We start from the raw sequence: 26,581 nt of genomic DNA, 5'->3' as shown, positions 1-26,581 counted from the left end.
CATGCTGAGGAAGCCGCAAAGCGGCTGTCTCGAAGCGCGCAGTCGGCCTCCGTTTCGCGAGCTTGGTTGACGAAACCTTAATCAGCCGGGACTGAAATCGACCCGATGGTCAGGATCCTCTTCAGCGCGCTTGCTCTCGCCGCCGCTCTCGCGGCCGGAGGCGCGCGCGCGCAGGAGCCGGCCCCAGATCCCGCCGGGGAACAGCGCCGCGCCCTCGAGTCCGCGCGCCAGGATCTGAAGGCCGCGGAAGAGCGCCGGCAGGCCATCGCGGCCGAGATCGAGGCGCTCAAGGGCGAGCGCGGCAAGCTGCAGGAAAGCCTCGCCTCGGCGGTGGCGGCGATCCGGACCAAGGAGCCGCAGGTCGAGGAGCGGAGCCGCCGCATCGGAGAGCTCGCTGAGTCCGAGCGCCAGCTCAAGGTCTCGCTCGCGGCCCGGCGAGGCGTGCTGGCCGACGTCATCGCCGCGCTCCAGCGCATGGGCCGCCAGCCGCCGCCGGCGCTGCTCGTCCGCCCGAACGACGCGCTCGAAGCGGTGCGCTCGGCCATGCTGCTCGGCGCCGTGGTGCCGGACATGCGCGCCGAGGCGGAGGCGCTCGGCTCGGACCTGCGCGAGCTCGTGCGGCTCAAGGGCCTGATGACCGACGAGCGCGACGCGCTCGCTCGCGAGATTCTCGATCTCGGCGGCCAGCAGGAGCGCCTCGCGGCGCTCGTCGAGGAGCGCCAGCGCCAGTCCGTGATTCGCGAGCACGACCTCCAGGGCGAGGTCGCGAAAACCGCGGAACTCGTCCGCGGCGTCGGCGATCTCGAGGCGCTGATCGCGAAGATGGAGAAGGAGCAGGCCGCGCGCGCCGCAGCCGAGGCCGCCAAGGCGCCGGCGCAAGACGGATCGGGCGCAGGCGCGGGACAGCTGGCGAACGCGTCGAGGCTCGCCCCGGCTATGCCGTTCGAGAAGGCGCGCGGGCTGCTGCCGCTGCCCGTTTCGGGCAAGAGGATCCACGGGTTCGGAGACGGCGACGGGGGCGGCGGCGCCTCCAAGGGCGTGTCGATCTCGGCCTCGCCCGGCGCGCCCGTGACCGCCCCGTGCGACGGCTGGGTGGTCTATGCCGGGCCGTTCCGGTCCTACGGCCAACTCTTGATCCTGAACGCGGGCGGCGGCTATCATGTGCTTCTTGCGGGCATGGAGCGTATTTCCGTCGCATTGAACCAGTTTGTTCTCGCGGGAGAGCCTGTGGCGACGATGCGCGGCGCGGCCGCCGGACCGGCACGGCCGGCGACCACCTCGCCGGATCGTCCAGTGCTCTACGTCGAGTTCCGCAAGGACCGCGGCTCGATCGACCCCTCGCCCTGGTGGGCCGCCGGCAATCCCGGCGAAAAGGTAGGCGGATGATGCGAAAGGTTACTCTGGTGCTCTTCGGAGCCGTGATCGGCGCCTCGGCGGCCGGCATGGCGCTGCAGCCTCGCGCCTTCTTCGGGTCCGTGGCGGAGGCCGCGGGCTCCGCCGACACCTACCGCCAGCTGAACCTGTTCGGCGACGTGTTCGAGCGCGTGCGCGCCGACTATGTCGAGAAGCCGGACGACGCCAAGCTCGTCGAGAGCGCCATCAACGGCATGCTCTCGGGCCTCGATCCGCATTCGAGCTACATGGACGCCAAGGCGTTCAAGGACATGCGCACCAACACCGACGGCAAGTTCGGCGGCCTCGGCATCAAGGTGCAGATGTTCGAGAAGCTGATCCGCGTCGAGGGCGCGATCGACGACACGCCGGCGCAGAAGGCCGGCATCCGCGCCAAGGACGTCATCACCCAGATCGACGGCCAGCAGGTCGAGGGCATGACGCTCGAGCAGGCGGTCGACAAGATGCGCGGGCCGGTCGGCACGCCCATCACGCTGACCATCCAGCGCGAGAACATCGAGAAGCCCGTCGAGGTGAAGCTCACCCGCGCCGAGATCAGCCTCGACTCGGTCAAGTGGGAAGTGCTGAACGACGACATCGGCTACATCCGCGTCAGCCAGTTCAACGCCCAGACGTTCGAGATGATGAACAAGGGCCTGGACCAGATCGAGAGCAAGGTGCCGAACGACAAGCTCAAGGGCTTCGTCATCGACCTGCGCAACAATCCGGGCGGCCTGCTCGACCAGGCGATCGCGGTCTCCGACGCCTATCTCGAGCGCGGCGAGATCGTCTCGACCCGCGGCCGCAATCCGGAAGAGTCGCAGCGCTTCAACGCGCGTCCGGGCGATCTCGCCAAGGGCAAGCCGGTGATCGTGCTCGTGAACGGCGGTTCGGCCTCGGCGTCGGAGATCGTCGCCGGCGCCCTGCAGGACCACAAGCGCGCGACCATTCTCGGCACGCGCTCCTTCGGCAAGGGCTCGGTCCAGACCATCATCCCGCTCGGGGGCAACGGGGCCATCCGCCTCACCACCGCGCGCTACTACACGCCGTCGGGCAAGTCGATCCAGGCGAAGGGCATCTCGCCCGACATCGAGGTGAAGCAGGAACTGCCCGAGGACATGAAGGACAAGGACTTCGAGACCAAGGGCGAGGCGGGCCTGAAGGGTCACCTCAAGAACGGCGAAGACGAGCAGTCGGGCTCTTCGGCCTACGTGCCGGCCGAGCGCAAGGACGACAAGCAGCTCAACTACGCCCTCGACCTGATGCGCGGCATCCAGTCGAACGCCGCCTTCCCGCCCCAGGGCAAGACCTCGGCGAACTGACAAGACCTCCGCGAACTCCGCGGAGATTCCGGCCAGATCCGACCCCCTTCCGCGCTCTGCGGAAGGGGGGGGTCTTTGCGCCAGTCTTGGAGGGCGGCGGCTCGTTCCGATCCCCGCTCCGATCGCCCTGGGGATCGGCGCGCGTTTCTTCGACGCAGCGGGCGCGAATCCGTTATCGTCTCGCACGGCCAGCCGACGAGACCGATGACCGAGGACGAACTCAAGAAGCCGCTCAAGGCGCGCAAGCCGGCGAAGCTCCCGTTCCCGCGCCCGAAGGTCGAGGGCATGACGCTGCTCGCGCTCGGCGTCGGCGGCGCGCTGGCGGCCGCCGGGCTCTGGGCGATGTTCGTCCATGATCCTCTCGGCGGAGAGCCGGTCGCGACGGCCGCGATCGAGCGCCGCGCGCCCTCCGCGCCGCAGAAGTCGGCGGCCGAGCCCGACGCCCATGCGGCCGCCGAGATCGAACAGCCGTCGTTCTCGCGCGAGGGCGTGAGGATCGTACGGCCGGGCGACCCGATGCCGAAGAGCGGACCGGTCATCATCCGCGTGCCGGACGCCAACGGCCACGACGCCCCCTCGGCGCAGGCCGCGGCTCCCGCTCCCGCCGCCGATCTCCAGACCGCGATGCTGGAGGACAGCCGCTACGGCCAGCTTCCGCGCATCGCCCCGGACGGCAAGCGGCCCGTCGACGTCTACGCCCGCGCCGCCGCCGGCCCCGCCGACGCGCCGCGCGTGGCGCTGGTGGTCGCGGGCCTCGGCGTCGGCCGCGACGCGACGCTCGCCGCGATCAAGGGCTTGCCGGGCGAGGTGACGCTCGCCTTCTCGCCCTATGGCTCCGACGTCGGCGAGTTCGTCGAGGCCGCCCGCAAGGACGGCCACGAGACGCTGATCCAGGCCCCGATGGAGCCGTTCGCCTATCCCTCGAACGACCCCGGCCCGCAGACGCTGCTGGCGAGCCTTCCGGCCCCCGCCAATCTCGAGCGCCTGCGCTGGGCGCTCGCCCGGGCGCGGGGCTATGTCGGCGTCGCCCCGCTCGCGGGCGGCCGCTTCCTGCAGGCCGACGAGGCGCTCCAGCCGGTGTTCGCGGAGCTTGCGCGCCGCGGCCTGATGTTCCTTGGCCAGACCGACCGGGAGAGCCGCTTCGGCGCGGTGGCCGAGCGCGCCGGGCTGCTCTACGCCCGCGCTGGCGCGCCGATCGACGCCGCGCCGGACGCCGGCGCGATCGACGGCGCGCTCGCCGAGCTCGAGCGCCGCGCCAGGGAGAACGGCTCCGCGGTCGGCTGGGCGAGCGCCTCGCCGCTCACGCTGAAGCGCATCGAGGCCTGGCGCTCGGGGCTCTCGGCCCGCGGCCTGACGCTGTCGCCGCTCACCGCCGTCATCAAGCCGCAGGACCGGTCGTGAGCGCGGCGCCGGCGGACGGGCGGCGGCTGCCCTATCGGCGTTGCGTCGGGGTCGCGCTCTTCAACGCGCAAGGCAAGGTGTTCGTCGGTCGTCGCAAGTCCGGAGCCGGAGACGCCGAAAAGCTCGTCCACCGCTGGCAGATGCCGCAGGGCGGGATCGACCGCCACGAGGACCCGCTGACCGCGGCCCGCAGGGAGCTCGAGGAGGAGACGGGCGTGCGCTCGGCCGAGCTCCTCGCCGAGGCGCCGGAGTGGTTCACCTACGACTTCCCGCCCGAGATCCTCGCGCGAGCCCGCGGCGGCAAGTTTTCCGGCCAGACCCAGCTCTGGTTCGCGTTCCGCTTCACCGGAGAGGACGCAGAGATCGACCTCGCGCCGCCCGGCCACAAGCCGGAGTTCGACGAGTGGCGCTGGGCGGACCTCGCCGAGACGCCGGCGCTGATCGTGCCGTTCAAGCGCTCGGTCTACCGTCAGGTCGTCGAGACCTTCGGGCGCTTCGCGGCCTAAGCCGTGGCGTCGACGCGCATCGCCCATCGCAGCAGCGCCCCGGCGCCGTAGGCGCGCGCCCGCACCGCGCGACGCGCCCGCGGACTTCGGCCAAGCCCGTGCATCTCGGCGGCCCAGTCCGGGAGGAGGTCGCAGCCGGCGTCGAAGATGAAGCCGTCGACCGGCGCGAAGGACGGCGCGACGGCTGGCTGCGACAGCAGGTGGCTCGCGACCCGTCGCGTGCGCGCGTCCCATTTGAGCCGCGGGCGCATCGCCTCGAGATAGGCCTCGGCGTCGGCGCGGGTCGCGGGCGGCTCCGCGGAGCCGAGGAGGCGCGCGACGCTCGCCATCTCGGCGAAGTAGCGGTCCTGGTCGGCCGCGGGCGTGCGGGGCGCGCGATAGCGCAGATGAGCCTCCAGGAAGCAGCGCGTCTCGGCGACGTGGACCCATCTGAGGAGCTCCGGGTCGGACGCCGCGTAGGGCGTCCCGTCCGGCAGGGCTCCCGCGACCTTCTCGTGGATCGCCCTGACGCGCGCGATCGCGGCGAGGGCGTCGTCCTTCGCGCCGTAGGTGGTGACGGAGACGAAGCGCGCGGTGCGCCGCAGCCGCCCCGCCATGTCCTTGCGGAAGTCCGAATGGTCCCAGACGCCGGCGAGCGCCGACGGGTGAAGCATCTGGAGCAGCAGCGATCCGACGCCGCCGATCATCATCGAGGTGAAGTCGGCATGGACCGCGCGGACGATCGAGCCCGGCGGAAACAGCCCCTCGGCCGAAGGCGGCGGCGCCTCGCCGGCGCGCCGCTCGACGCCGACGATCTTGAGCACCTGGTCGCGGACGGCTCTGCGCGCTGCTTTCATGGGGAGAATGTGGGCTTCCGGTCGCCGGCCGCCAAGCCGAACCTCGACGCTAGATCTGGCGATAGGTGCCCGGTTCGATCCCGAGCCGGGCCGCCTGCGCCTTGATCTCGGGTCCGCTCGACGAGATGCGGTGCTCGAGGCCCGGATGGTCGGCCTCGACGAGGCCGAGCGCCTCGGTCTCGTCGCTTGCGAGCACGAGGAAGACCATCAGCGTCGCGGCGCGGCCCTCTTCGGCCGGCTGCGCCTGGCTCTCCACGATGAAGCCGTCGTCGGTGTTGGCGCCCATGTCGTCGAGGCTCGCACGGATCGCGCCGGCGCGACAGGGGCGCCGGAGCCGATTGCGAACGAAACGCGAATGGGGCTCACTCGCCCGAGCGCGACGCGGACATCGATTCGAGGCGGCGACTGGTGGCGGCCGAGGCCTATCTCGACAAGCTGAACGACGAGCAGCGGCAGGCGGTGGAGCATGGCGCGACGGGCCCGTGCGGGCCGCTGCTCGTCATCGCGGGCGCGGGCTCGGGCAAGACCAACACGCTCGCCCACCGGGTCGCGCATCTGGTGGCGCGCGGCGCGGACCCGGCCCGCATCCTGCTCCTGACCTTCTCGCGCCGCGCGAGCGTCGAGATGATCCGGCGCGTCGAACGCATCCTGCGCGAGGCCCTCGGGCCCCAGATCGGCGGCGCGCTGTCGCTGCCCTGGGCCGGCACGTTCCACGGCGTCGGCGCGCGGCTGCTGCGCGACCGCGCCGAGACGATCGGGCTCGACCCGCAATTCACCATCCTCGACCGCGAGGACGCCGCCGACCTCATGAACGTGGTCCGTCACGAGCTCGGCTTCTCGAAGACCCACAAGCGCTTCCCGACCAAGAGCGCCTGCATGTCGATTTATTCACGCGCCGTGAACGCCGAGGCGCGCATCGACGAAACGCTCGGGCGCTCGTTCCCCTGGTGCGCCGGATGGGCCGACGAGCTCGGGCGTCTGTTCGCCGCCTATGTCGAGGCCAAGCAGGCCCAGAACGTGCTCGATTACGACGACCTGCTGCTCTACTGGGCGCAGATGGCCGCCGAGCCCGGGATCGCGGCCGAGATCGGCGGGGCGTTCGACCACGTGCTGGTCGACGAATACCAGGACACCAACCGCCTGCAGGCCTCGATCCTCACCGCGCTCAAGCCCGACGGGCGCGGCCTTGCGGTGGTCGGCGACGACGCGCAGGCGATCTACTCGTTCCGCGCCGCCACGGTGCGCAACATTCTCGACTTTCCCGCCGCCTTCTCGCCGCCCGCGCGGATCGTCACGCTCGACCGCAACTACCGCTCGACCGAGCCGATCCTTTCCGCCGCCAACGCCGTCATCGGCGAGGCGTCGGAGCGCTTCACCAAGAACCTGTGGTCGGGCCGGGAAGGCGGCGGGCGGCCGCGCCTCGTCTCGGTCCGCGATGAGGCCTCGCAGGCCGCCTTCGTCGCCGACGCCGTGCTCGAGAACCGCGAGGCGGGCGAGACGCTCAAGCAGCAGGCGGTGCTGTTCCGCACCTCCTCCCACAGCGCGCCGCTCGAACTCGAGCTCGTCCGGCGCAACATTCCGTTCGTGAAGTTCGGCGGCCTCAAATTCCTCGACGCCGCCCACGTCAAGGACATGCTGGCGCTGCTGCGTTTCGCCGAGAACCCGCGCGACCGCACCGCGGGCTTCCGCGCCATGCAGCTCATTCCGGGCGTCGGGCCCTCGACGGCCGCCCGCGCGCTCGACGCGATCGCGGCCGCTTCGGCGCCGTTCGAGGCGCTCACCGCCGCTTCGCCGCCGCCGCGCGCCGCGGCCGACTGGGCGGCCTTCGCCGAGACGATCGCGACGCTCGCCACGGGGCAGGCCGGATGGCCGGGCGAGATCGCGGCGGCGCGCCGGTGGTACGACCCGCAGCTCGAACGCGTCCACGAGGACGCCGAGACGCGCCGGGCGGACCTCGCGCAGCTCGAGCAGATCGCCGCCACCTATCCCTCGCGCCAGCGCTTCCTCACCGAGCTCACGCTCGACCCGCCGGACGCGACCAGCGACGAGGCCGGCCCGCCGTCGAAGGACGACGACTACCTGATCCTGTCGACCATTCACTCCGCCAAGGGGCAGGAGTGGCGCTCGGTCTTCGTGCTGAACGGCGTCGACGGCTGCATGCCCTCCGACCTCGGCGTCGGCTCGCGCGAGGAGATCGAGGAGGAGCGCCGCCTGCTCTACGTCGCCATGACGCGGGCCAAGGACGCGCTCTCGATCGTGCTGCCGCAGCGCTTCTACGTCCACGGGCAGGCGGCGCGCGGCGACCGGCACGTCTACGCCGCCCGCACCCGCTTCATCACTGCGGCGATGCTCGGCCTGTTCGAGGCGATCGCCTGGCCGCCGGCCGCGGCCGAGCCGGCGGCGCGGCCCGCCGGGACCGCGAAGGTCGACCTGCGCGCCAAGATGAAGGCGATGTGGGGCTGAAGCGCAGGCGGATCACGCGCGCGCCGCGGCCGCCTGGCCGAGCGCTCCGGCCGAACGGCGCACGGTCTCCGACATCTGCAGCAGCTGCGCGGTGAGGGGGCTCGTCGTGCGCCACACCATGCCGATGGTGCGCGAGGGCTTCGGGTTCGTGAAGCGCGCGATCGACACCGAGGCCGAGCGGGTCTCGACCCCGACGGCCATTTCGGGAATGAGCGTGACGCCGAGCCCCGCCTCGACCATTTGGACGAGCGTCGAGAGCGAGCTTGCGTCGAGCAGGCCGCGCGGCTGCGCGGCGTGCGTCGGGCGGTTGCAGAAGGTGAGCGCCTGTTCCCGGAAGCAGTGGCCTTCCTCCAGCAGCAGCAGCCGCATCTCGCGCAGCGCCTCGCGGTTGGGGACGGGCTGGCCCTCGTCGGCGCGCGGGCGCACGAGCACGAACTCCTCGGTGAACAGCGGCGCTTCCGTGAGCGAGGGCTCGGAGACGGGCAAGGCGACGATCGCGACGTCGATGCGGCCGTCGTTCAGCTCCTGCACGAGCTTCGGCGTCAGCGTCTCGCGCACGTGGAGGTCGAGGCCGCCATGGAGGCGGATGAGGTCGGCGATGAGGCTCGGCAGCAGATAGGGCGCGACGGTCGGAATCACGCCGATGCGCAGCCGGCCGACCAGCCTTCCGCGGGAGGCGCGCGCAAAGCCCTCGAGATCGTCGAGCGCGCGCAGGATGTCGCGGGCGCGCAGGGCGATCTCCTCGCCGAAATTCGTCAGCCGCACCTGCCGCCGGTCGCGCTCGAACAGCGGCGCTCCGAGCTCCTCCTCCAAGGCCTTGATCTGCATGGACAAGGCCGGCTGGGAGATGGCGCAGGCCTCGGCCGCGCGGCCGAAATGGCCGTGGCGGGCCAGCGCCTCGAAATAGCGGAACTGCTTGAGGGTGAGGTTTTTCATAAGGACGACTTATCGTCACAATCAGGAAATCGGAATTAATATAATGAAACGGCTTTGCTAGAACGCTCCCAAGGAAGGGGCGGACAGGTCGCGCGGAAGCCGCCGATCGCTCCGCGGACCGACGACGCCCTATCAGCCGAGCCACAATCGGAGAAATGAAAATGGACGCCAAGACCGAGGACAACGTCGGCAAGTGCCCCGTCGCGCACGGGGGCCCGAGGCAGAACACCGACTGGTGGCCGAACACGCTGCCGGTCGACCTGCTCAACCAGCACTCCGCCAAGTCCGATCCGCTCGACAAGGAATTCAATTACCGCGAGGCCTTCAAGAAGCTCGACTATCAGGGCCTGAAGCGCGACCTGCGCGCGCTGATGACCGAGAGCCAGGAGTGGTGGCCGGCCGACTTCGGCCATTACGGCCCGCAGTTCATCCGCATGTCGTGGCACGCCGCCGGCACCTATCGCCTCATGGACGGCCGCGGCGGCGGCGGTCGCGGCCAGCAGCGCTTCGCGCCCCTCAACGCCTGGCCGGACAACGTCAACATCGACAAGTCGCGCCGCCTGCTGTGGCCGATCAAGCAGAAGTACGGCCAGGCGATCTCCTGGGCCGACCTCCTGATCCTCACGGGCAACGTCGCGCTCGAGACCATGGGCTTCCGCACCTTCGGCTTCGCCGGCGGGCGCGCCGACACCTGGGAGCCGGATCGCGACGTCAACTGGGGCTCGGACACCGAGTGGCTGACGCACCGCAATCCCGAGCAGTTCGGCAAGGACCTCGGCGCGACCGAGATGGGCCTGATCTACGTCAACCCGCAGGGTCCGAACGCCGACGGGAACCCGCTGACGGCGGCCGAGTTCATCCGCGAGACGTTCAAGCGCATGGCGATGAACGACGAGGAGACCGTCGCGCTGATCGCCGGCGGCCACACCTTCGGCAAGACCCACGGCGCGGAAGCCGAGTCCTACAAGGGCCCGGATCCGGAAGCCGCCGACATCGAGGACCAGGGCCTCGGCTGGACGTCGAGCTACGGCGCGGGCCACGGCGGCGACGCCATCGGCTCGGGCCTTGAGGTCACCTGGACCCAGACGCCGGCCCAGTGGTCGAACTTCTTCTTCGAGAACCTGTTCAAGTTCGAGTGGGTGCAGACCCGCAGCCCGGCCGGCGCGATCCAGTGGGAGGCCAAGGACGCCCCCGAGATCATTCCGATGGCGCACGACGCCACGAAGAAGATCAAGCCGACCATGCTGACGACCGACCTGTCGCTGCGCTTCGATCCGATCTACGAGAAGATCTCGCGCCGCTTCCTCGAAGACCCGCAGGCCTTCGCCGAAGCCTTCGCGCGCGCCTGGTTCAAGCTGACCCATCGCGATCTCGGCCCGCGCTCGCGCTACATGGGCCCGGAAGTCCCGAAGGAAGTGCTGATCTGGCAGGATCCGATCCCGGCCGTCGACCACCCGCTGGTCGATGACGCGGACGTCGCGGCGCTCAAGGCCAAGATCGCCGAGGCTGGCCTCTCGGTCTCCGAACTCGTCGGGACCGCCTGGGCGTCCGCGTCCACGTTCCGCGGAGGCGACAAGCGCGGCGGCGCCAACGGTGCGCGCATCCGTCTGGCTCCGCAGAAGGACTGGGAGGTCAACCAGCCGGCCCAGCTCGCCAAGGTGCTGGCGGCGCTCGAAGCCGTGAAGGCTCAGTTCGAGCAGGGCGGCAAGAAGGTGTCGATCGCCGACCTCATCGTGCTGGCGGGCTCCGTCGGCGTCGAGCAGGCGGCCAAGGCCGCCGGCCACGACGTCGTGGTGCCGTTCACGCCCGGCCGCGCCGACGCCAGACAGGAAGACACCGACGTCGAGAGCTTCAGCTATCTGGAGCCCGAGCTCGACGGCTTCCGCAACTACGAGACCGGCGGCACCAAGCGGGCCGAGGTCGCGCTCGTCGACCGCGCCCAGCTCCTGACGCTGACCGCGCCGGAACTGACCGTGCTGATGGGCGGCCTTCGCGCCATCAACATCAACGCCGACGGGTCTTCGCGCGGCGTGCTGACCTCGACCCCGGGGGCGCTCACCAACGAGGTGTTCGTCAACCTGCTCTCGATGGACACCAAGTGGAAGGCCACCGACGACACCAAGCGGTCGTTCGACGGCGTGAACCGCAAGACCGGCGACAAGACCTGGACGGCGTCGCGCGCCGACCTCGTCTTCGGCTCGAACTCGATCCTGCGCGCGCTCGCCGAGGTCTATGCGGCCTCCGACGCGAAGGAGAAGTTCGTCTCGGACTTCGTGGCCGCCTGGGTCAAGGTCATGAACCTCGACCGGTTCGACCTCGCGGCCTGATCGGCCGTCGATCGACCTAAAAAACGCTCCCGGCGCCGCTTCACGCGGCGCCGGGATTTTTTTGCGCGGAGCCGTCAGTCCGCGCTGCGGACCGCGGCGAGCCTTGCAAGCGCCGAGATATCCGCGCCGTCGAGCGAAACCACCTCCGCCGCCTCGATCGCTTCGGCCGTGAGGTCGCGCAGGGTCGAGCCCGGCGGGGCCTCGAGCGCGGTCCTGACGCCGAGCTCCCCGAGCAGCTGCGCGGCGTCGCGCCAGCGAACCGGCTCGGCGACGTTTGAGGCGAGATCCTCGCCGATCGCGTCTGCGGCGCGGAGCCGGCGGGCCGTGCGCGCGCTCACCACCGCGATCGCAGGCGCCGAGAGCGCGACCTGCGCGATCGCAGCGCGCAGGCGATCGGCCACGGGCGCGACCAGCGGAGAATGAGAGGGCGTGGCGACCGCGAGCCGCTCGGCCTTCCGCGCGCCGCGCTCGAGCGCGAGCTCGGCGACCCGCGCAAGCGCGGCGTCGGCGCCCGAGACCACGATCTGACGTTCGGCGTTGCGGTTGGAGACGTAGAGCTCCCCGGCGGCTCGCGCCTCGTCGACGAGCCGCGCCACCGCCGCCTCGCGCAAGCCGAGGATCGCGGTCATGCCGTAGCCCTGCGGGTGGCTCTTGGCCATCAGGCCTCCGCGCAGCCGGACCAGCTCGATCGCGTCCTGGAACGACAGCGCTCCGGCCACGACCGCGGCCGGAAACGCCCCCACCGAATGACCCGCCACCACGTCGATCGGCGCGCCTTCGGCCAGTAAGGCGCGGCCCGCCGCGACGCCCGCGATCGTGAGCGCGAGCTGCGCGCCGTCGGTGCGCGACAGCGCGTCGGCGTCGTCGAGCGAGCGCCAGTCGCGGCCGAGGATCGCCGCGGCCTCCTCACGCGCGTCGTGAACCGCGCGGTGGTCGGGCAGGCCCGCCAGCATGCCGGGCCGCTGCGATCCCTGACCCGGAAAGAGCAGCGCGGTCTTCAGCACGGCCCGGTCCAGAGCGCGCCGCGCCGCGCGAGCCGCGGCCCCTCCCGCGTGCGCAGCAGGACGCTTTCGACGTCCGAGAGATACTCCTCAAGCGCCGCCGCGCCTGCGGGCGCCTCCAGCAGGACGTCGACGCGCAACGGCGCGCGCCGCGCCGCCGCCGCGAGGCCGGCGAGGACGCCGTCGCGCGGCGGAGCGCGGAGGCGCAACACGAGGTCGAGGTCGCTGTCGGCGGTGAGCGCCGGACGGCCGGTCGCAAGCTCGAAGCCGGCCGCGCCCGCCGGTCCCCAGCCGCATCCGACGTCGTCCAGCGCCGGCCGCAGCGCCGCCATGGCGTCGAAGGCGCTGTGGGCGCGCGGCGGCGGCCGGTCCGCGAGATCCTCGGGGCCGAGCGTCTCGACGACCGCAGTGGTTGGGACATGGGCCGCGAACCGCTCCGACCGCGTCGCGCCGCGCACGCCGACGGCGATGCGGCCGCCGGCTTCTCCCGCGCGCCGCGCCACCACCCAGGGCGTCGCTGCGAGCGCCGCCGCGACCCAAGCCGGCGCCGCGGCTGCCTCGACGGCGGTCGGCGAGGCGAGCCGGAGCAGGTCGTGCGGCCTCACCCCCATTGCGCCGCGAGCGCCTCGCGCACGCGGATCGACGCCGTCCGGTTCTCGCGCGCGGCCTCGGACGTCAGGCGGCTCGACAGGTCGCGCGGACCCTGGCGCGCGTCGGCGATCGCTGCGGAAATGCGCTCGGCGACCTTCGCGACGTGGTCCGGACCCGGCGCGTCGGCGTCGACGCCGCCGATCAGCTCGTGCACCAGGCCGAGCTTCGCGAAGGAGCGGACGTCATAGGCGAGCGGCAGGATCTCCTCGCCGAGCTTCTCGAGCTGCTCGACGGTGCGCTTGGTGACGCGCGCGGCCGCCTGCTTGCCCATGGCGTGGATGGAGACGCCGGGATCGTCGAGCGCGAGCACCCGGTTGGCCTGATAGCCATGCGCGAGGAAAGCGCCGGAGAGCGCCCGGCCGACGATGAGCGAGACCACTGGACAGCCGGCGAGGCGGGCGCTGGCGTAGGCGTCGGCCGCCGCCGCGCAGGCGAGGTGGATGCCAAAAAGCTCCTCCGCGCGGCCATAGGCCTGGCTTGGGACGTCGACGACCGCGAGCACCGGCCGCGTCTCGCCGCCGAGAACCTCGCGGACCCGGGCCGCCACGCCCCAGCCTTCGTCGAGGCCGACTTCGCCCTCGCGGGCGCGCGGAAACCGGTTTTCGGGATCGGGAACCACCGAGATGATCCGCACGCTCTCGCCGCCGATCGGGGCGTCGGCCGCGAGCACGGAGGGCGGCCCGCCTTCGAGGCGCGCGGCCTCGCCGGCGAGCGCGTCGAACCAGGTGCGGCCGCGGCTTGTCGGAACGGCGCTCATGCCTCGTCTCCCTTCCAGACTTGGCGCAAAGCCGGGCCTTCGGCGCGCGCGGGCAGGCGGTCGAGCCGCGCGCGCCAGAAGTCGATCCGCTGGCTGTTGTGCTCGCGCGGCGCGCCCGCCTCGAAGGCCGCGCGCACGGCGGCCGAAATCGCTTCGGCGTCATCGGCCACGAGGTCGTCGGCGAGGCCGACTGCGTGGCGCTGCTCGCCCCCCGTGAGGCTCCAGATCAAAGGCCGGTCTCGGCTGTCTAGCTCGTCGAGGCCGGCGTTCTGCTCGATGACCTCCGGGCCGTTGAGCCCGAGCCGCGCCTGTCGCGTCACGATCAGTCGGCTCATCAGCCCGGCCGTGATGCCCATGCCGCCGAAGCAGCCGATCATGCCGGCGATCACGCCGACGACGGGCGTGCGGCGGCGAAGAGCGACGACTGCGGCGTGCACGTCGGCCATGGCCGCGAGGCCGAGATTGGCCTCCTGCAGCCGCACGCCGCCGGTCTCGAAAACGAGCACGGGCCGGATGGGCCGGCCGGCCTCGCAATCCTTCAGCGCGAGCTCGAGCGCTCCCGCGATCTTGGCGCCCGATACCTCGCCGGTGGAGCCGCCCTGGAACGCGCCTTCGATCGCGATGGCGACCGCCGGCGCGCCGCCGATCGTCCCGCGCGCCGCCACGACGCCGTCGTCGGATTGCGGGACGACGCCCTGGCGGGGAAGCCACGGCGACTCGATGCGGTCGAACGGGCCGAGCAGCTCTCGGAACGAGCCCGCGTCCAGCAGCGCCATGGCGCGGGCGCGGGCGTTCAGCTCGACGAAGCTGATGCGGTCGAGGAGGGCGGGGCGGGTCATCGGCGGGCCTCCTCGAGCGCCTGGGCGAGCCGCAGCGACACGACGCCCGGCGTCGCGCCGAAATCGTTGATCTCGATCTTCGCGGCGATCGGGTTGCGGGCGAGGAAGCGCTCCAGCGTCGCGCGCCAGATCATGCCGAAGCCGTCGACGCTGGTGCGCACCGAGACCACGGTCTCGTTCGCGGGCTCCATCAGGACCTCGAGATCGCCGGAGCCCACGACGCCCACATGCGCGCGACCGCCGATCGGCGCGTTTCCGGAGAAGCGGAGTTCGAAGCTTTCCATCAGGCGTCCTCTCCCTTCGGATCGAGCGCGTCGAGCAGCAGCGCGGCGGCGAGCATGTCGGCCGCGCCGCCGGGCGAGGCGTTCAGCGCCAGCAGGCGGCGGTCGAGCGCCTTCGCCGCCGCCATGCCGTCGGGCGTCCCGGCTCCGCCGGCGGCGAGCGCCGCGCGCGCCCCGAGCCGGGCGATCCTGAGCGCCCTGAGGCCGCCGCGGTGGAGCAGGCAGGTGTCGTCGAGCGTGGCCATCACCGTGAGCAGCCCGTCGAGCCGGGCCGCGGCCTCGGGGGCGCCCTGACGGCGGGAGGTTCGCAGGGCGCGAAGAGCCGTCGCCGCATGCGGAAAGCCGGCCGCGGCCTCGCCGCGCGCGCCCGTCACGCCATAGGCCCGGCACGCGCGCGCGCCGTTGAGGTCCAACGGCCGAGCGGCGCTGTCCTCGAATCGCGCGATTGCGCCGGCGGTCTCGCGGATGTCCGTCGCGGAGGCGGCGGGTCGCATCGCCGCGGCCGCGACCAGCAGTCCGAGCGCCCAGATCGCGCCGCGGTGGGTGTTTGCGCCGCCGGTCGCGGCGAACATCGCGGCCTCGCCCTCGCGGCCGACGGCTGCGAGCTCCTCGCGCAGCGCCTGCGAGGGCTCGCGCCCCTCCGCCGCCCGCGCCAGCGCCGCGAAGGTCGGCCGCAGCGCCTCGGCCGAGGCGAGGAAATGGGAGAGCTCGACGTCTGCGTGCGCGCCCGGTCCGCGGGCGTCCACGAGGCCGGGCTTGGGGGTGAGAGACGCCTCCGCGATCAGCGCGGAGGCCGCGAGGTCGGCGAAGAGCTGAGAGGAACTGCGTGCTTCGAGACGCGCGCCCGTGGCGCGCTCCTCAGCATGAGGGACGGGGGAGGGGCTCCAACAGTCCTCATGCTGAGGAGGCGCGAAGCGCCGTCTCGAAGCACGCGCTGCGCCTCGGCTCGCGTCCCTATCAAGCAGGTCGCTCATCGCTCAAAAGCTCCTGAACTTGGCGGGCGGGCGGTAGAGGCCGCCGGACCAGTCGACCAGATCCTCAATGGTGCGGGCCGCGAGCAGCGAGCGTTTCGCCTCCGCGGGATCGACGCCGAGATCCTCCGGATAGGCCACGAGCCCCTTGGCGCGGAGGTCGTCGGTGCGGCGCGCGTCGTGCCGCAGGCCGATCGGGCTCACCCCCGCCACGGCTGCGATCGCGGCGCGGCGCTCGTCCTCGTCCGCCGCGAGATAGAGATAGGCGACGCCCTCCTCGGTCACGACATGGCTGACGTCGTCGCCATAGATCATCACCGGCGCGATCGGCATGCCGGCCGCCTTGCCGACGCCGACGGCGTCGAGCTCCTCCACGAAGGTCGGCACGCCGCCCTTCTGGAAGGTCTCGGCCATCTGCACGACGAGCTTCTTGCCGCGCGCGGTGGGGGAGGGGTCGGTCTTCATGTCGAGCCAGGCCTTGCTGGCGTGGCGGCGCCCGCCGGGATCGTGGCCCATATTGGGCGCCCCGCCGAAGCCTGCGAGGCGCCCGCTGGTCACGGTGGAGGAGTTGCCGTCGCCGTCGATCTGCAGCGTCGCGCCGATGAACATGTCGACCGCGTATTGGCCCGCGAGCTGGCAGAGCACGCGATTTGACCGCAGCGAGCCGTCACGGCCGGTGAAGAACACGTCGGAGCGGGCCGCGATGTAGTCCTCCATGCCGACCTCGCCGCCGAAGCAGTGCACGCTCTCGACCCAGCCGCTCTCGATCGCCGGGATGAGGGTCGGGTGCGGGTTGAGCGTCCAGTGCTTGCAGATCTGGCCTTTCAGCCCGAGCCGCTCGGCGTAGGTCGGCAGCAGCAGCTCGACGGCCGCGGTGTTAAAGCCGATGCCGTGGTTGAGCGAGACGACGCCGTGGCGTTCGTAGACGCCGCGGATCGCGAGCATCGCCATCAGGATGTGCTGCTCGGTGATGAGGCGCGGGTCGCGGGTGAACAGCGGCTCGATCGCGGCCGGCCGGTCGGCCTTCACCACGAGGTCTACCCAGTCGCCGGGAATGTCGACGCGCGGCAGTTCGTCGACGATTTCGTTGGCCTGCGCGACCACGATCCCGCCGCCGAAGGCGCAGGCCTCCACGATGGTCGGCGTGTCCTCGGTGTTGGCGCCCGTATAAAGGTTGCCGCGCCGGTCGGCCTTCTCGGCCGCCACCAGCGCGACGCGCGGCGTCAGGTCCACGAACATGCGGGCATAGAGCTCGACATAGGTGTGGATCGCGCCGACCTCGAGCTGGCCGTCCTCGAGCAGCTGCGCGACGCGCAGGCTCTGCGGGCCCGCATAGGCGAAGTCGATCTTCTTTGCGACGCCCGTCTCGAACACGTCGATCTGCTCCGGCCGGGAGATCGAGGAGATCAGCATGTGGAGGTCGCGCACCTTCTCGGGCGAGACCTCGGCGAGCGATCGGGAGAGGAAGTCCGCCTGCTTCTGGTTGTCGCCCTCGAGCGCGACCCGGTCGCCGGACCGCAGGATCGCTTCGAGCGCCTCGACCATCCTAGCGCTGTCCAGAACCTTGCCGTCCGCGAAGGCGGACGCCGCGCGAAGCCGCTCGAGCTTGTTGTCGCGGCGGGCGGTCCAGGAGCGGGACGCGGTCATTTCGGGCATTGAACCCAACCTTTCCGGATAAGGCTCGTCATGCCCCGGCTCGTCCGGGGCATCCACAGTTCGGCTGGCGCGGCGATCCGTGATCGGGCGTCATCCCCCGGACGAGCCGGGGGATGACGCCATGTCTTGAACCGTCGCTCATCCTCACAGCACCACGAACAGGAACCAGACCACGAAGGGCGCGACGATCGTGACGAGCGCTCCGTAGCTCAGCAACTGCCTGAAGAAGCCGTCGCGCGAGCCCTCGGGCGCATTGGCGAGCACCAGCGCGCCGTTGGTCGAGAACGGCGACACGTCGACGATGGTGGAGGACACCGCCATGGCGGCGATGAAGCCGATCGCGCCGACGCCGGAATCGCCCTGGAGGAAGGGCACGGCGAGCGGGATCAGCGAGCCGAGCACCGCGGTGGAGGATGCGAAGGCCGACACCACCGCGCCGATCAGGCAGAGCAGGAGGGCTGCGGTCAGCGGCGAAGCGAGGCCTGCGACGCCGTCGGCCACGTAGGAGATCGTGCCCATCTTCTCCATCACGCCGACGTAAGTGCTGACGCCCGTGATCAGCACGATCTCGGGCCACGTCACCTGCGCGACCGCCTTGCGCTGGAGCGTCGGGGAGACGAGCGAAAGCGCGAGGCCGATCGCGATCGCGCAGAAGCCGATGTCGAGGTTGAAGCCAAGCGTCAGCACAGCGAGCAGCAGAATGCCGGCGAGCGTCAGGATCTGGTACTGCCGGTTGTCGGCCATCGGGTGGTCGACCTTGCGGTTGCTCGCGATGTCTTCTTCGGCGAGCAGCGCCTCGGTCTCGGCGTCGCCGTAGCGCTCGGGCGTCTCGGGGCTCCGGGCGTAACCGCCGGCCGGGGCGCCGTTCGCGCCCGCCGGCTCGAGCCGCGCGCCGAACAGCTTGCGGCCGCCGAGCGCGATGAACAGCAGGACGGCGACGCCGGCGTTCACCGCGAAGCTCGCGAGGAACGTCACCATCGGCTCGAGCGGCAGCCCCGCCTTGGAGACGACGCCGTTGGTGATGCCGCCATAGATCGAGATCGGCGAGAAGCCGCCGGCCTGCGCCCCATGAATGACCATGAGGCCCATGAGCAGCGGCGAGATGCCGTATTTGATGGCGAAGCCCAGCGCGATCGGCGCGATGATCGCGACCGCGCCCGGCGACACCGCTCCGACCGAGGTCAGGGCGGCTGCGACGAAGAACATGATCCACGGGATCGCCGCGACCCGGCCCTTAACGGCGCGCACCGCAAGCCGCACCAGCCAGTCGATCGTGCCGTTGGTCTGGGCGATGGCGAACAGATAGGTGATGCCGACCAGAGTCAGGAACAGGCCGGTCGGGAAGAAGCCGAGGATCGCCTTGGTGGTGAGGCCCGCCACCAGCGTCCCGAGCAGGAACGCGCCGGTGAAGGCGATGACGCCCATGTTCACCGGCAGGATCGTGGCGACGACGAACATCGCCGCGAGGCCGAGGATCGAGAGAAGTTCAGGCGACATGGCCGGCGCTCCTCCTGCGGGAGTTCCGAGCGTCGGCGAAAGGCGAGCGGGCGCGAGCCGGCGCCTCGCGCCCCGGGGGCGCGGCAGCAGGCGTTCTCATGGCGGTTCCTCTGCGGTGCAAGGCCGTTTTCGGCTCTCGTTGACGCCCATGGAACGCCCGTGGGAATACGGTGTCAACCTTTTTGTATACAAGAAATTCGGTTGTGCATTTTCGGAGCGCACCCTAGGCTGGCGCAAAAGAAGACCGCGCGACATGACCGGCGTTACGAAACCGAGAGCCGAGACCACGCCCGAGCCGATCGCTTTCGCGCCCGGCGCAAGACGCGCCGACGCGCTGCGGGTCGAGCTCGAAAACGCGATCGTCACCGGCGCGTTTAAGCCGGGCGACCGGCTCGACGAGCAGTCGCTCGCCGACCGGTTCGGCGTGTCGCGCACGCCGCTGCGCGAGGCGCTCGGTCAATTGGCGGCGACCGGCCTCGTGACCCTTCAGCCCCGTCGCGGAGCCTTCGTGGCCTCGCTCGGCTTCCGCGACATCATCGAGCGGTTCGAGACCATGGCGGCGCTCGAGGCGATGGCGGGGAGCCTCGCGGCGCGGCGGATCGACAGCGCGGGCCGGCGCGAGCTCGAGACCTCGCTTGCGGCCTGCCGCTCGGAAGCCGAGCGCAGCGACAGCGACAGCTATTATCTCGCCAACGAGCGGTTTCACCACGTCATCTACGCGCAGGCCCACAACGGCTTCCTGGGTGACGAGGCGCGCAGGCTCCATCAACGCCTGAAGCCTTACAGGCGGCTGCAGCTGAGGGCGGGCGCGCGCGTCGCGGTCTCGCTCGCCGAACACGAGCGCATCGCGGCCGCGATCCTGGCGGGCGATCCCGCGGCGGCCGAGCGCGAGCTGAAGACCCACATCCTCGTCCAGGGCGACCGGCTCAACGATTTTCTCGCGGCCTTTGAGCGCCAGGGCCGCGACGACTGAGCTTTATGCGGGCGGGGGCGCCTGCGAGGCGAAGGAGCGAGCGATGTCGATGCGCCGGGCGACCCACGCCTTCTCATGCGCGGCGACGTGGTCGAGGAACTTCGCGAGCCCTCCGATCCGCCCGGGCTTGCCGATCAGCCGGCAATGCAGCCCGATCGACATCATGCGGGGCGTCGTCTCGCCTTCGGCGTAGAGCGCGTCGAAGCTGTCTCGCAGGTAGTGGAAGAAGTGCTCGCCCGTGTTGAAGCCCTGGGGCGTCACGAAGCGCATGTCGTTGGCGTCGAGCGTGTAGGGCACCACGAGGTGCGGCCGGTCGACGACGCGGCTCCAGAACGGCAGGTCGTCGCTGTAGTCGTCGGCGTCGTAGACGAAGCCGCCTTCCTCGGCGACGAGGCGGCGCGTGTTGACGCTGGTGCGGCCGGTGTACCAGCCGAGCGGGCGCTCGCCGCAGATCCGGGTCTGGATCTCGATCGCGCGCTCCATGTGCTCGCGCTCAACGTCCTCGGGCACGCCGTGATAGTTGAACCAGCGAAGCCCGTGCGAACAGATCTCGTGGCCGTCCCGGAGCGCGACCTCGGCGACGCGCGGATTGCGCTCGAGCGCCATGGCGACGGCGAACACAGTGATGGGCATGCGCCGTTCGCGAAACAGCGACAGCAGCCGCCACACGCCGACGCGCGAGCCGTATTCGTAGAGCGACTCCATGCTCATGTGCCGCGCGCCCGGATAGGGCAGGGCCCCGACGATCTCGGAAAGGAACGTCTCGGAAGCCGCGTCGCCATGCAGCACCGAATTCTCCCCGCCCTCCTCGTAGTTCAGCACGAACTGGACGGCGACGCGGGCGTCGCCCGGCCAGCGAATGCGCGGCGGCTGCGGGCCGTAGCCGATCAGGTCGCGGGGATAGGCCGGCGTCGTCATCGCGAACTCACTCGTCGAGCGGCAGGCCGAGCCCGCCGAACACGAGCTGCGTGATGGTGGCCTTGGCGGCGTCGTAATCGGGCTCCTCGAGCCGGCGGCGCGTCTTCATGATCTCCATCTGGGAGGAGAAGTCCGCATAGGCCTGCGTCATCGCCCAGATGCAGAAGAACAGGTCGACGGCGCTGATCGGCTTGATGAGGCCAAGGCTCCGCCACTCCTCGACGGCCTTGACCTTTTCGAGCAGCAGCGGCGTCGAGACCTTCTCGATGAACTCGCCGATGAAAGGCGCGCCGGAGATGATCTCGTTGGCGTAGATCCGCGACAGGGAAGGATTGTCGCGCGAGAAATCCACCTTGCGGTGAATGTAGTCGCGCAGCACCTCGCGCAGGTCTCCGGACGCGCCGAGAGTGTCGATGTCGCGCGCCCATCTGTTCATCGCGCGCTCGAGGATCGCCCGGTAGAGATCCTCCTTGTCCTCGAAATAATAATAGAGATGCGCCTTGGCGACGCCGGCCCTCTTGGCGATCAGCGCCGTGGTCGCGCCGCGCAGCCCGAAATTGCCGAACACGAATTCGGCCGCGTCCAGGATCTTGTCCTCGACGTTGATCTCATGGGTCGGGCGCTTGGCGCGGCGGGGCGCGAGGCGGATCTGGAAGAGCTTGTCTTGCGCGGTCATCGGCGTTCGGCGGAGAAAGTCCGCCGCTTGAATATCAGCTTTTGGACGCCGTACGAGTAGGACCTCGCATCCCGAAAGGCGCCTGACCGATTGTTGAAGGGAGAGAAGAGCTTGGCCGAACCGACGACGAGCGTGGGGGCGACGCGCAAATGTCGCGTCAACGTCATCAACCCCAACACCACGGCGTCGATGACCGAGGTCATCGTCGGCGCCGCGCGGCGGGCGGCCGGCCCCGGCGTCGAGATCGTCGGCCGCACCTCGGCCTTCGGCGCGGCCTCGATCGAAGGCCATTATGACGAGGCGCTGTCGGCGGTCGGCGTGCTGAAGGCGGTGGCGGAGGGCGAGGCGCAAGGCTGCGACGCGCATGTGCTCGCCTGTTTCGGCGATCCCGGCCTGCTCGCCGCCCGCGAAATCGCGACCGGCCCGGTGATCGGCATCGCGGAGGCCGCGTTCCGGGCCGCGAGCTTCGTCTCGACCCATTTCAGCGTGGTGACGACGCTCACCCGCACCAAGGTGATCGCCGAGCATCTCGCGCTCGTCTACGGGGCCGAGCGGGCCTGCCGGCGCGTCCGCGCGGTCGACGTCGCGGTGCTCGAGCTCGACGATCCGGCCTCCAACACGCGCGGCCTGCTGGTCGCCGAATGCCGCCGCGCGCTCGAGGAAGACCACGTCGGCGCGCTGGTGCTCGGCTGCGCAGGCATGGCCGATCTCGCCGAGGATTTGAGCAGGGAGTTCGGCGCGCCGGTCATCGACGGCGTCGGCGCGGCGGTGAAGTTCGCCGAGGCGCTGGTGAGCCTCGGGCTGAAGACCTCGAAATATGGCGATCTCGCCCATCCGCTGCCGAAGGCGCGCACGCCTTTCTGACAGTTGCGCAGGCGTTCCCCCCGGCTACAATCTTGACCGGTCGTTCAAAAAAATTGAGCGACCGGTCAGCTTTGGCATGCGGGTTGCTCCGTGGCCTTCGTCTTTCAAGCGCGCGGCGAGCGCCGCCGGAACAGAGGGGGCAGGAATTTGACTGACGCACAGGTCATCGGCGCCGGCGGCCCGGCGGCGCCCGTTTCGAGCGGCTCCGCCCACGGCTCCAACACCCTCAGTCCGGTCACGAGCGAGGAGAAGAGCTGGGGCTGGTTCGCCATCTTCAACATCTGGGCGAACGACATCCAGTCGCTGTTCGGCTACTCGCTGGTGGCCTCGCTGCTCATCTCCTACGGGGTGAGCGGCTGGACCGCTTTCGCGGCGCTGATCGTGGCGGGCCTTCTGGTGATGGTTCTCGTGAACCTCTCTGGAGCCGCCGGCGAGCGCTACGGCATTCCTTATCCGGTGCTGGCGCGCGCCAGCAAAGGCACGCAGGGCGCCAAGCTCCCGGCGCTCCTGCGCGCGATCGTGGCCGTGTTTTGGTATGGCGTGCAGGTCTATTTCGCCTCGACCGCGCTCGCGCTGCTGATCTACTCCGTCTTCGGCGGCGCCGGCGGCGCGAAGCTCCTCGGCATGACCGCCATCGACTGGTTCAGCTTCTTCGTCGTCTGGGCCTTCCACATCTTTATCTTCTGGCGCGGCATGGGATGGGTCGAGACCTTCCTCAACATCGCCGGCCCCTTCGTCTACGTTGTGATGATCGGCCTCGTGGTCGTGCTCTGGATCGAGGCCGACGGGCAGCTTCTCTCCAAGGCGCAGACGATCTTCGCCAATCCGAACGCGACCGCCTGGACCGAGTTCTCCGGCTTCATCGCCATCATCGGGACGATGATCTCTTACTTCGCCGCGGTGCTGCTGAACTTCTCGGACTTCTCGCGCTACGCCAAGGACAAGCGCGCCATGATGCTCGGCAACCTTGCCGGCCTGCCGTTCAACATGATCCTGTTCTCGGCGCTCGCCCTGCTGACGACCGCGGGCGCGGCGGTGGTCTATGGCGAGGCGATCACCAATCCGACGGTGATCGTGGAGAAGACCAACAGCGTCACCTTGAGCATCATCGCCGCCATCACCTTCTTCGCCGCGACTGTCGGCATCAATCTGGTGGCGAACTTCATCCCCTCGGTGAACGGCATCGCGAACCTCGCGCCGTCCAAGATCAGCTTCCGCATGGCCGGAATGATCACGTCGGCCTTCGCGCTGGTGATCGGCGGCTTCTGGACATCGTTCATCAGCGAGTTCGGCATCTCGGGCTTCGTCAACACCCTCGGCGCGACCCTCGCGCCGGTCTACGGGATCATGATGGCGGACTACTACTTGCTGCGGAAACAGAAGCTGGAGCGCGACGACCTCTACAATCTTCAGGGAGGCCGGTACCACTACCGCAAGGGCTGGAACGACGCCGCCATGATCGCTTTCGGGATCGGCGCGGTGTTCGCGATCGCGACGGTGTGGATTCCGTTCCTCTCCGTCCTGTCGGGCTACGCCTGGCTGCTTGGCGCGGCGCTCGGCGGGCTGGTCTACTACAACCTCGCCAAGCGGGGGTTCGAGGTCTGACGTCGGCATGAGGTTCGGCGGAGACGTGCAGTCTCCGCCGGCCCGAGCCTCGACAGGCCGGCGCGCCACGTGATAGGCGCGGCGTCTCCCCACGAACCGCCAGACCTCGATGCTCCGCGATCCGTCCGCCCCCGATTTCATCTACGACTACGTCAACCTCGCCTCGCCGCTGATGGGCGCCGAGGCCGTGGTGGTCTCCGACGAGTTCTTCGCCGACAAGGCCCGTATCCTGCAGGATCAGCCCGCCGTCTTTCTGCCGGAGGCGTTCGACGACCACGGCAAGTGGATGGACGGCTGGGAGACCCGCCGGCGCCGCGACGGCGGCAACGACTGGCTGCTGATCAAGCTCGGCGTCCCCGGCGTGGTGAAGGGCGTCGACATCGACACCTCGCACTTCACCGGCAACTACCCGCCGGCCGCGATGCTGGAGGGCTGCTTCAGCCTGACCGAGCCCGACCCGAACGGCCGCTGGCGCCCGCTGGTGCGCACCACGCCGCTCGGGCCCAGCGCCCATCATTATGTCGGCGTCGCCGACCCCGAGCCGGTCAACTGGTTGAAGCTGTCGATCTTCCCGGACGGCGGCGTCGCGCGGCTGCGCGTCCACGGCGTGCCGTTCCGCGAATGGACCGAGGCCGAGCGCGGCGGCGAGATCGAGCTTTCGGCCGCCAAGAACGGCGGCCGCGTCATCGCATACAACGACGCCCATTACGGCAACGTCCAGCGCATGCTGGCGGCGGGCCGCGGAACCAATATGGGCGACGGCTGGGAGACCCGCCGGCGCCGGGAGCCTGGCAACGACTGGATGATCGTCGCGCTCGCCGACCCCGGCGTCATCGAGCGCATCGAGGTCGACACCGCGCATTTCAAAGGCAACTTCCCCGACCGTTGTTCGATCCAGGCCGCGCGCGTCGAGCAGGGCGCGCATCAGGCGCTCATCACCCAGTCGATGTTCTGGCCGGAGCTGATGACGCCCCAGAAGCTCTCGGCCGACGCCATCCATTCGTTCTCGGGCGGCGACATCTCGGCGCTCGGGCCCGTGAGCCACGTGCGCTTCAACATTTTTCCGGATGGCGGCGTCTCGCGCCTGAGGCTCTTCGGCCGCCTCGCATGAGCGCATCCCGCGCTCTTGTCCCAGAGCCTTTGACCAAGGCGGCCTTCGCGCCGTTTGGCGAGGTGATCGAGACTCAAGGGGCGCAGACGCGCGTCATCAATGACGGGTTCGCGCTCCGCCGCCATGCGCTGGCGACCGTCGAGCCGGGCGAGGGCGGGCGCGCGATCCTCTCGATCTTCGACGCGACCCGCCGGCCGTCTCCGATCGTGATCGACATGCTGGAGCGCCATCCGCTGGCGAGCCAGGCGTTCTTTCCGCTCTCCGAGCACGACTGGCTCCTGGTGGTGGCCGAGGGCGGGGACGCGCCCGACCTTGCGACGCTGCGCTGCTTTCGCGCGAGCGGGCGGCAGGGCGTGAACTACGGCGCCGGCGTCTGGCACTTCCCGGTGCTGATCCTCGTCGAGGCGCAGAGTTTTCTCGTGGCCGACCGCGAGGGGCCGGGCGCGAACCTCGAGGAGGTCCGGTTCGAGGCGTTCAAGATCGCGCTGTAGAATCCGAACCACCACCGCCGCCGCCATGCCCGCGCCTTGGCTTGTCCGGGGGCATCGACGCCAGATCGCTGACCGACATGCGTCGGACCAGTGGATGCCCCGGACGAGCCGGGGCATGACGAGGCGTTGGGTGCAGCCGAAGTCCGCCAGATGAAATCTTAGGCGCCTGCGCGATCGGCATGCGCGCTCCGTCACCCTACTCACCGTCCGGCTGCGCAAATATCCGCTGGTACGCCTCTTGCGTGATCGGTTTCGTCGCCCGGGCGGAGATCCGGGCCCGGAGACCGATCATGCCGTTCCTGACCCGTCGCGCCGTTGTCGCAGCCTTCGCAGCTCTCGCCGCCGTGATGGTCGGCGCGCCGCATAGCGCTCGCGCCGAACTCGCCGACATCACCACGCGCGGGACGCTTCGGGTCGCGGTGCCGCAGGACTTTCCGCCGTTCGGCAGCGTCGGGCTCGACATGACCCCGCAGGGCTATGACATCGACGTCGCCAAGCTCATCGCCGAGAAACTCGGTGTGAAGATCGAGCTGACGCCGGTGACGAGCGCCAACCGCATCCCGTTCCTGCAGACCAACAAGGTCGACCTCGTCATCTCGAGCCTCGGCAAGAACCCGGACCGCGAGAAGGTCATCGATTTCTCGACCGCCTACGCCCCGTTCTTCAACGGCGTGTTCGCGCCCGACAACGTCGCGGTCACCAAGGTCGAGGATCTTTCGGGCAAGACCGTCGGGGTCACGCGCGGCTCGGTCGAGGATCTGGAGCTCACCAAGATCATCCCTGCCGACGCCACCGTGAAGCGCTACGACAACAACAACGGCACCATCTCGGCCTTCCTGTCGGGCCAGGTGCAGGTGGTGGCGACCGGCAACGTCGTGGCCGCCGCCATCATCGAGAAGAACCCGCCGAAGAAGCCGCTGCTGAAGTTCCTCATCAAGAACTCGCCCTGCTTCGTGGGCATGAACAAGGATCAGCCGAACCTCAAGGCCAAGGTCGACGAGATCATCGCTGCCGCCAAGGCCGACGGGACGATGAACGCCATCGCCCAGAAGTGGCTGAAGACCGACCTGCCGAAGGACCTCTGACGACCGTCGACGCGTCGCGACC

At 70.2% G+C, this 26,581-nt stretch carries 25 protein-coding genes; 12 read left to right on the top strand and 13 right to left on the bottom strand.

Annotated features, from left to right (window positions below):
• Nucleotides 1-105: 105 nt before the first annotated feature.
• The 4 genes from ACFOWB_RS00280 (at nucleotide 106) to ACFOWB_RS00265 (ending at nucleotide 4,621) form a co-directional block, all read left to right on the top strand.
• The gene (locus ACFOWB_RS00280; protein ID WP_378145024.1) at nucleotides 106-1,386 is read left to right on the top strand and encodes a murein hydrolase activator EnvC family protein; all 1,281 of its coding nucleotides are present in this window, start codon (nucleotides 106-108) and stop codon (nucleotides 1,384-1,386) included.
• Complete coding sequence (locus ACFOWB_RS00275) at nucleotides 1,386-2,714, top strand: S41 family peptidase (RefSeq protein WP_449252277.1); 1,329 nt, start codon at nucleotides 1,386-1,388, stop codon at nucleotides 2,712-2,714. The genes ACFOWB_RS00280 and ACFOWB_RS00275 overlap by 1 nt, the downstream gene beginning before the upstream one ends.
• A 204-nt stretch (nucleotides 2,715-2,918) precedes the next feature.
• Nucleotides 2,919-4,115 carry a divergent polysaccharide deacetylase family protein gene (locus ACFOWB_RS00270; RefSeq protein ID WP_261401900.1) on the top strand — a complete coding sequence of 399 codons (1,197 nt, stop codon included), beginning with the start codon at nucleotides 2,919-2,921 and terminating at the stop codon, nucleotides 4,113-4,115.
• Nucleotides 4,112-4,621: an RNA pyrophosphohydrolase gene (locus tag ACFOWB_RS00265; RefSeq protein ID WP_261401901.1), complete on the top strand. Its 510-nt coding sequence runs from the start codon at nucleotides 4,112-4,114 to the stop codon at nucleotides 4,619-4,621. Before ACFOWB_RS00270 ends, ACFOWB_RS00265 begins: the two co-directional genes overlap by 4 nt.
• Here the strand turns inward: ACFOWB_RS00265 and ACFOWB_RS00260 are convergent.
• Nucleotides 4,618-5,457, bottom strand: coding sequence for an oxygenase MpaB family protein (locus ACFOWB_RS00260; RefSeq protein ID WP_261401902.1), 840 nt, complete (start codon nucleotides 5,455-5,457; stop codon nucleotides 4,618-4,620). The two genes, ACFOWB_RS00265 and ACFOWB_RS00260, sit on opposite strands and share 4 nt — an antisense overlap.
• Before the next feature lie 49 nt (nucleotides 5,458-5,506).
• Complete coding sequence (locus ACFOWB_RS00255) at nucleotides 5,507-5,743, bottom strand: hypothetical protein (RefSeq protein WP_261401903.1); 237 nt, start codon at nucleotides 5,741-5,743, stop codon at nucleotides 5,507-5,509.
• A gap of 122 nt (nucleotides 5,744-5,865) precedes the next feature.
• Here ACFOWB_RS00255 and ACFOWB_RS00250 point away from each other — a divergent pair, with 122 nt between their 5' ends.
• The gene (locus ACFOWB_RS00250; RefSeq protein WP_261401904.1) at nucleotides 5,866-7,920 is read left to right on the top strand and encodes an ATP-dependent helicase; all 2,055 of its coding nucleotides are present in this window, start codon (nucleotides 5,866-5,868) and stop codon (nucleotides 7,918-7,920) included.
• A 12-nt stretch (nucleotides 7,921-7,932) separates the two neighbouring features.
• Here ACFOWB_RS00250 and ACFOWB_RS00245 read toward each other — a convergent pair whose 3' ends face one another.
• A complete protein-coding gene (locus ACFOWB_RS00245; RefSeq protein WP_261401905.1) occupies nucleotides 7,933-8,856 on the bottom strand; it encodes a hydrogen peroxide-inducible genes activator in 924 nt (307 codons plus the stop codon).
• Between the two features lie 161 nt (nucleotides 8,857-9,017).
• Here ACFOWB_RS00245 and katG point away from each other — a divergent pair, with 161 nt between their 5' ends.
• Complete coding sequence (katG, locus tag ACFOWB_RS00240) at nucleotides 9,018-11,183, top strand: catalase/peroxidase HPI (RefSeq protein WP_378145019.1); 2,166 nt, start codon at nucleotides 9,018-9,020, stop codon at nucleotides 11,181-11,183.
• A gap of 74 nt (nucleotides 11,184-11,257) precedes the next feature.
• Here the strand turns inward: katG and ACFOWB_RS00235 are convergent, their stop codons facing one another.
• From ACFOWB_RS00235 to ACFOWB_RS00200, 8 genes are all read right to left on the bottom strand, one after another.
• Complete coding sequence (locus ACFOWB_RS00235; RefSeq protein WP_261401907.1) at nucleotides 11,258-12,187, bottom strand: ACP S-malonyltransferase; 930 nt, start codon at nucleotides 12,185-12,187, stop codon at nucleotides 11,258-11,260.
• Nucleotides 12,181-12,789, bottom strand: coding sequence for a malonate decarboxylase holo-ACP synthase (locus tag ACFOWB_RS00230; protein WP_261401908.1), 609 nt, complete (start codon nucleotides 12,787-12,789; stop codon nucleotides 12,181-12,183). Before ACFOWB_RS00230 ends, ACFOWB_RS00235 begins: the two co-directional genes overlap by 7 nt.
• Nucleotides 12,786-13,592 (bottom strand): biotin-independent malonate decarboxylase subunit gamma, encoded by an 807-nt coding sequence (mdcE, locus tag ACFOWB_RS00225; RefSeq protein WP_261401909.1) that lies wholly within the window; start codon nucleotides 13,590-13,592, stop codon nucleotides 12,786-12,788. The genes ACFOWB_RS00230 and mdcE overlap by 4 nt, the downstream gene beginning before the upstream one ends.
• Nucleotides 13,589-14,431, bottom strand: a complete 843-nt coding sequence (locus tag ACFOWB_RS00220) for a biotin-independent malonate decarboxylase subunit beta (RefSeq protein WP_261401910.1) — start codon at nucleotides 14,429-14,431, stop codon at nucleotides 13,589-13,591. Before ACFOWB_RS00220 ends, mdcE begins: the two co-directional genes overlap by 4 nt.
• Nucleotides 14,428-14,715 (bottom strand): malonate decarboxylase subunit delta, encoded by a 288-nt coding sequence (locus ACFOWB_RS00215; RefSeq protein ID WP_261401911.1) that lies wholly within the window; start codon nucleotides 14,713-14,715, stop codon nucleotides 14,428-14,430. Before ACFOWB_RS00215 ends, ACFOWB_RS00220 begins: the two co-directional genes overlap by 4 nt.
• Complete coding sequence (locus ACFOWB_RS00210; RefSeq protein WP_261401912.1) at nucleotides 14,715-15,686, bottom strand: triphosphoribosyl-dephospho-CoA synthase; 972 nt, start codon at nucleotides 15,684-15,686, stop codon at nucleotides 14,715-14,717. Before ACFOWB_RS00210 ends, ACFOWB_RS00215 begins: the two co-directional genes overlap by 1 nt.
• A 3-nt stretch (nucleotides 15,687-15,689) precedes the next feature.
• Nucleotides 15,690-17,339 (bottom strand): malonate decarboxylase subunit alpha, encoded by a 1,650-nt coding sequence (gene mdcA, locus ACFOWB_RS00205; protein ID WP_378145013.1) that lies wholly within the window; start codon nucleotides 17,337-17,339, stop codon nucleotides 15,690-15,692.
• A 144-nt stretch (nucleotides 17,340-17,483) separates the two neighbouring features.
• Nucleotides 17,484-18,836 (bottom strand): SLC13 family permease, encoded by a 1,353-nt coding sequence (locus ACFOWB_RS00200; protein WP_261401913.1) that lies wholly within the window; start codon nucleotides 18,834-18,836, stop codon nucleotides 17,484-17,486.
• Nucleotides 18,837-19,089: 253 nt separating this feature from the next.
• Here ACFOWB_RS00200 and ACFOWB_RS00195 point away from each other — a divergent pair, with 253 nt between their 5' ends.
• The gene (locus ACFOWB_RS00195) at nucleotides 19,090-19,809 is read left to right on the top strand and encodes a GntR family transcriptional regulator (RefSeq protein ID WP_261401914.1); all 720 of its coding nucleotides are present in this window, start codon (nucleotides 19,090-19,092) and stop codon (nucleotides 19,807-19,809) included.
• Nucleotides 19,810-19,812: 3 nt separating this feature from the next.
• On the opposite strand, the gene puuE is transcribed toward ACFOWB_RS00195, so the two are convergent.
• Complete coding sequence (puuE, locus tag ACFOWB_RS00190; RefSeq protein ID WP_261401915.1) at nucleotides 19,813-20,727, bottom strand: allantoinase PuuE; 915 nt, start codon at nucleotides 20,725-20,727, stop codon at nucleotides 19,813-19,815.
• A gap of 7 nt (nucleotides 20,728-20,734) precedes the next feature.
• The gene (locus tag ACFOWB_RS00185; protein ID WP_261401916.1) at nucleotides 20,735-21,403 is read right to left on the bottom strand and encodes a TetR/AcrR family transcriptional regulator; all 669 of its coding nucleotides are present in this window, start codon (nucleotides 21,401-21,403) and stop codon (nucleotides 20,735-20,737) included.
• A gap of 111 nt (nucleotides 21,404-21,514) precedes the next feature.
• On the opposite strand from ACFOWB_RS00185, the gene ACFOWB_RS00180 reads away from it, so the two are divergent.
• The 5 genes from ACFOWB_RS00180 to ACFOWB_RS00160 all read left to right on the top strand — a co-directional run bounded on the left by ACFOWB_RS00180 (nucleotide 21,515) and on the right by ACFOWB_RS00160 (nucleotide 26,559).
• The gene (locus ACFOWB_RS00180) at nucleotides 21,515-22,267 is read left to right on the top strand and encodes an aspartate/glutamate racemase family protein (RefSeq protein WP_378145010.1); all 753 of its coding nucleotides are present in this window, start codon (nucleotides 21,515-21,517) and stop codon (nucleotides 22,265-22,267) included.
• Nucleotides 22,268-22,414: 147 nt separating this feature from the next.
• Nucleotides 22,415-23,872 (top strand): NCS1 family nucleobase:cation symporter-1, encoded by a 1,458-nt coding sequence (locus ACFOWB_RS00175; protein WP_378145008.1) that lies wholly within the window; start codon nucleotides 22,415-22,417, stop codon nucleotides 23,870-23,872.
• Between the two features lie 109 nt (nucleotides 23,873-23,981).
• A complete protein-coding gene (gene alc / locus ACFOWB_RS00170; protein WP_261401918.1) occupies nucleotides 23,982-24,983 on the top strand; it encodes an allantoicase in 1,002 nt (333 codons plus the stop codon).
• On the top strand, nucleotides 24,980-25,474 hold the full coding sequence (locus ACFOWB_RS00165; protein ID WP_261401919.1) for an ureidoglycolate lyase: 495 nt from the start codon (nucleotides 24,980-24,982) through the stop codon (nucleotides 25,472-25,474). Before alc ends, ACFOWB_RS00165 begins: the two co-directional genes overlap by 4 nt.
• 347 nt (nucleotides 25,475-25,821) lie before the next feature.
• Nucleotides 25,822-26,559, top strand: a complete 738-nt coding sequence (locus ACFOWB_RS00160; protein WP_378145047.1) for a transporter substrate-binding domain-containing protein — start codon at nucleotides 25,822-25,824, stop codon at nucleotides 26,557-26,559.
• Nucleotides 26,560-26,581: the final 22 nt, after the last annotated feature.

The organism is Chenggangzhangella methanolivorans (assembly GCF_042648545.1).
Lineage (GTDB): Bacteria > Pseudomonadota > Alphaproteobacteria > Rhizobiales > Methylopilaceae > Methylopila > Methylopila methanolivorans.
This window is presented reverse-complemented; position numbering and strand designations above follow the sequence as displayed.